At 64.9% G+C, this 4,617-nt stretch carries 6 protein-coding genes; 4 read left to right on the top strand and 2 right to left on the bottom strand.

Annotated features, from left to right (window positions below; translation table 11 throughout):
• Window positions 1-154: 154 nt before the first annotated feature.
• Together KME77_RS23975 and KME77_RS23980 are read left to right on the top strand one after the other, a co-directional pair.
• Window positions 155-502 carry a plasmid pRiA4b ORF-3 family protein gene (locus KME77_RS23975; protein WP_308250867.1) on the top strand — a complete coding sequence of 116 codons (348 nt, stop codon included), beginning with the start codon at window positions 155-157 and terminating at the stop codon, window positions 500-502.
• Window positions 499-1,929 (top strand): ISKra4 family transposase, encoded by a 1,431-nt coding sequence (locus KME77_RS23980; RefSeq protein ID WP_219471191.1) that lies wholly within the window; start codon window positions 499-501, stop codon window positions 1,927-1,929. The genes KME77_RS23975 and KME77_RS23980 overlap by 4 nt, the downstream gene beginning before the upstream one ends.
• 35 nt (window positions 1,930-1,964) lie before the next feature.
• Here the strand turns inward: KME77_RS23980 and KME77_RS23985 are convergent, their stop codons facing one another.
• On the bottom strand, window positions 1,965-2,801 hold the full coding sequence (locus KME77_RS23985) for a DUF5677 domain-containing protein (protein ID WP_219471192.1): 837 nt from the start codon (window positions 2,799-2,801) through the stop codon (window positions 1,965-1,967).
• Window positions 2,802-3,207: 406 nt separating this feature from the next.
• The gene (locus KME77_RS23990; protein WP_219471193.1) at window positions 3,208-3,432 is read right to left on the bottom strand and encodes a hypothetical protein; all 225 of its coding nucleotides are present in this window, start codon (window positions 3,430-3,432) and stop codon (window positions 3,208-3,210) included.
• 217 nt (window positions 3,433-3,649) lie between these two features.
• Here KME77_RS23990 and KME77_RS23995 point away from each other — a divergent pair, with 217 nt between their 5' ends.
• Both KME77_RS23995 and KME77_RS24000 read left to right on the top strand, forming a co-directional pair.
• The gene (locus tag KME77_RS23995; RefSeq protein WP_219471194.1) at window positions 3,650-4,120 is read left to right on the top strand and encodes a hypothetical protein; all 471 of its coding nucleotides are present in this window, start codon (window positions 3,650-3,652) and stop codon (window positions 4,118-4,120) included.
• Window positions 4,107-4,617: tetratricopeptide repeat protein (locus KME77_RS24000; RefSeq protein ID WP_219471195.1), on the top strand; the 511-nt coding region annotated here is incomplete at its 3' end. The genes KME77_RS23995 and KME77_RS24000, both read left to right, overlap by 14 nt.

A 4,617-nucleotide genomic window follows, 5' to 3' on the forward strand; every position in this document is an offset into this window, starting at 1 on the left:
CCTTCACGATACGCACCGCGCCCGCCCGGAACTCCGGATCAAAGCGCCGCCGCGTGACTGCTGCCACGACCAAACCTCTCCCGGTTCGGTCTCCACGCTACGAGGGGAAGGGCAAACCCGGTGATCGTTTCCGGTCACAGCACTAGAGATCCGGGTGGAGCAGATCCTGCCCCGCTCACCGCACCGCCGGTATCCGGCCTGCACCGGCGGCGCCCGCCAGGCCCCGCCCGAATCCTGCCGAAGCGTCGAGGACTTCCTGGAGCTGCGGATGCGCTGGCCGCTAGTGATCGTGGCGGGCCGCCTCGCCGAGTTCCTTGGCGACTTGCTCGACTGCGGCGAGGACCGGGTGCGGGCGGCGGAGTTCCTTGCCGAGCACCGCGAGGAGCTGACCGAGCTGTCTGGCCTCGCCCGCCTGGACGACTTCGACAAGAACGCGCTCAACACCGCCCTGCACGCCCTTGACCTGACGACGGCCTGCCTTCCGGAGGACGAACCCGCGTGAAGATCACCGTTCAGCTCGTCATCGATGCCCAAGACGGCACCCCGCCGACCGTCGAGCACGTCACCGCGATTGCCCGCGACGACCTCACGCTGGGCACGGCCGGGCTGGCGCTGACCGAGGCGCACGAAGTGCTGTCCGGCGTCCAACACCACCTGGTCGCTGCCCAAGTCCAGAAGGCCGTCGACGCCGCGCGGCATTGCCAACAGTGCGGGCGGACCCACGCCCGCAAGGACACCCGGACGATCGTGCTGCGCACCCTGTTCGGCACCCTCCGGCTGGACAGCCCGCGCCTGAAGACCTGCCCGTGCACCCCGTCGACGGCCTCCGCGACAGCTGCGACGTTCAGTCCCGTCGCCGCGGCGCTGCCCGAACGAACCGCTCCTGAGCTGCTGTTGTGGGAGGCCAAGTACGCCGCACTCACCTCCTACGGCACCGCCGCCACCTTGCTCGCCGAGGCCTTCCCGCTCGGCCGGCCCCTGCACGCCACCACCATCCGCCAGCAGGTCGAGCGCACCGCGACCCGCCTGGAGAACGAGCTCGGCGAGGAACGTTTCAGCTTCATCGACACCTGCCCCCGCGACCTGGAAAGCATGCCCCGCCCCGACCTGCCACTGGTCGTCGCCCTGGACGGCGGCTATGTTCACTCGGCCAACCAGACATCCCGGCGGGACGGCTGGTTCGAGGCCGTCACCGGCTGCTCCACCCCCACCGGCGGCGGCCCCGCCAAGACCTTCGCGTTCGTCCAGACCTACGACCACAAGCCCAAACGCCGCCTGTACGAACTGCTGCGCTCCCAGGGCATGACCGACAACCAGCAGATCGTGTTCCTCACCGACGGCGGCGAGGACATCCGCGACCTGCCCCGCTATCTCAACCCCCAGGCCGAGCACTACCTTGACTGGTTCCACATCACCATGCGCCTGACCGTCCTGCGCCAGAGCACCCGGTCCCTGCCCGCGCCGCCCGCCGACGTCGCGGACTTCACCATCGACCCCACCGGCACCGACCGGACCCTGGAGCGGATCAAGAACTACCTGTGGCACGGCAACACCTTCCGCGCCCTGCACCTGCTCAACGACCTTGTCGAGGACTACGAACTGCTGTGCGCAGGCGAGCCCGACGACAAGCAGCGCGCCTTCTACACCCGGCTGGCCGAGTTCCGCACCTACATCGACCGCAACCAGCACGAAATCCCCAACTACGGCGAACGCCACCGCAACGGCGAAGCCATCTCCAGCGCCACCACCGAAGCCACCGTCAACCACGTCATCAGCCGCCGCATGGTCAAGAAACAGCAGATGAGATGGACACCCCGCGGCGCCCACCTCCTCCTGCAGATCCGCACTCGCGTCCTCAACCACGACCTCGACGCAGACTTCGCCCGCTGGTACCCAAGCTCAGACCAGGCGCTCGATCTCGTGGCTTGACGTCGATCCCCTTCGCAGGCGGCTATCAGCCGCCGCTACGTCTGGGGCGTGTCGCCCTTCGGGGTGCGCTTGATCATCAGCTGGTCTCGGGGAATGCCCAGCTCGGTGATGGCCTGTTCGATAACCGCTTCGAGGGGACTCCCTTCGATCGTCGAGGAGAGCGTCGTACCGGCCTGGATCAGACACACCGGCAGCCACAGAATGTCGGCGGCACCGGAGCGGCTGTTCGGCGCATTGAAGGTGAGCTCACCATCGGCGGCTTGGCGAACGTAGGCGGCAGCGGTGTGAGCACTGGCATGTGAGTAGCTGCTGAGCAGCCGGTACACCTCGTAGTGGTCAGAGACCGCGAACCGGTCGTTCTCGTGCGCATCCACCAAGTTCTTGAGGTTGGCGAACTCGCCTTTCAGAGTTCGGAAACGCTTGGCCTCTGGGCTCTGATCATCCTTCTCCGGGACATGCGCCGGCCGCGCCGGGGATTCGGCGTTCTGCGCGGCGGGCCAGCCGTTGGCCTTCGCTCCGTCGTAGAGCTTGACCTGCTGATCCCAGGTGTACCCGTCGATGGCTGTGACGCCGTCGGTCCCGGCCTCTCGGAGCCACATCATCGCGAGAACATGCTCGAAGATGTTGCGGAACAGCGGAACAATAGTAAGTGTGCTCCCTGAGCGCAGCAGCAGCAGGTAGTCCGCCGTCAGGGCGTTGACGTGCATCCACCATCCGGCGATCGCCGGAAACACCGGCCGGTGCTTGCCGACGACATCAACGGGACCGATCGACAACCGCGGCTCGTACAACCGATATGAACCAAGAAGCCTTTCTGCCACCGGGATCACCCGCTGGGCCGCTTCCTCGTTGCCTCTGGATGTGCTGATCACGGGCGACAAGAGTAGAGGTCCAGAGCCCCATCGTCACCAGGGTATCCGGGGTTGAGGATCAGCCTCGGCTCACTGATCACGTCCGAATCCGAGAAGCACATCAAGCTGAGATCGTCACTGAAGGCCAAATCCCACGGTTTCTTCCGGTCTCCGAGTCACGGTGACACCGCTGAGCATCATGACCATCTGCTGCATGATCATGTATAGCGTCTACACAATCGGGCGACGCTTCGTTGCCGCGACGCTCCCTCGGCTTTGCGCTAAGGCCTGATCGTGGGGCGACGTACGGTCATAGGTGCGGGGGGGTATCGAGTACCTTCTGACGGCCGTCCGAGAATGTCTACACTCTCGGACGGGTGTCTGCGGGCGTCCCGCTCGGTGCGATGAGACCAAGTTAGCAGGCGGGTCAGCGCATGAGCAGGAACAGCAGCAGGACGGTGATGGCCGGGACAGAAATGGCCATGCAGATCAGGCACAGCCGCCAGGTGGACGGCCAGGTGGTGACCGCGCCGCTCACCACCTGGGCCAGTGCCTGTATAGCTGGCTCCTCTGTGGGCAGGAGCCCATCTTCGGGCACTTCACTGAACGCCATGCGCTCGTTGTGGTCCGGGTGATCACTACGAACATCCATTGCTATCTCCCCTGTTCTTCGGCCCTCTCCGATGACAGGTGGGAGAGTGGCATGCCTCCACGATCCGGTCTCGACGAAGTGCCAGAGCGTTCGCTGCCGTCATGCTCCAACTACTTGCCTCGGCGACAGCCAGACGTTGGTGAACTCGGACTGGCAGACTGGTGGAGCTGAAGAAACCTGACAAAACCTGACGGGGTAGCCCGTGGTGGGTATCCGGATGCCGGACGAGCAGCAACTGCCGCCCGGACCTCGCCGAGATCTGGTCGCTGCATTGCATGATCTTTATGAGCTGGCCGGCAAGCCAGCCGCACGTGCCATCAGCGCGTGGATCCGAGAGCGTGACGACTTGCCTGGCACCTTGAGCCATGAGGGTGTCAGTGCAGCTTTGCGCGGTTCGGGCACAACTCGCTGGGCGAACCTGGAGTCTTTAGTTTGCGTCCTTGTAGAGAAGCAGCGAGTCGGCGAAGCCAAGGTCGGCAGCGTGGTTGCGCGAATCCATACTCTTTGGCGGATCGCGGACGGCGGCATGGCTCCTGAGCCAGTCGGAGAGCCGGAACTCACCCCGCAGTCGCAGCGAGAGGCTATCGCTAGCTTGAATCATCCGCGTCTAGGCATTGTGGAGTTCCGGGATCGACAGACGGTCGTTGACATCTTCAGAGAGGCAGGCGGCCTCGATGAGCAGCCATAACAGAGCAGCCAGCGCATGGACCCAGTTCGAGCGGAGCGGCTCGCTCGCCGATTTGGATGCGGCGATTTCTGCGCACCGTCAGGCGGTGGAGACTGCTCCTAACAAAGATCGTGACCACGCCTTGCTCCTCAACAACTTGGGAATTGCCCTACGAGCAAGATATGAACTCACCGGTAACGTGAACGATCTGGAACAGGCCATCGTGCCCATTGCCCGTGCGCTCGACCTGATTACCGTTGACAATCCGCGGCGTCCAGCAATCTTGAACCATCTGGGCAGCCGGCTGCCGGTGACAGGAAGGTTGGCGGAGGCTGAGACAGTCACACGGCAGGCCGTGGACATCTACCGGGAGTTGGCAGCGGCAAACCGTGATGCCTACCTGCCCGACCTGGCGGCCTCGCTGAGCAACCACGCCGCCCTGCTGGCGGAGGTCGGCCGGCGGGCCGAGGCCGTGCCCGTCTCCGAGCAGGCCGTCGAACTACGCCGCCAGTTGGCCG

This window comes from Nonomuraea rhizosphaerae, from assembly GCF_019396405.1.
GTDB lineage: Bacteria > Actinomycetota > Actinomycetes > Streptosporangiales > Streptosporangiaceae > Nonomuraea > Nonomuraea rhizosphaerae.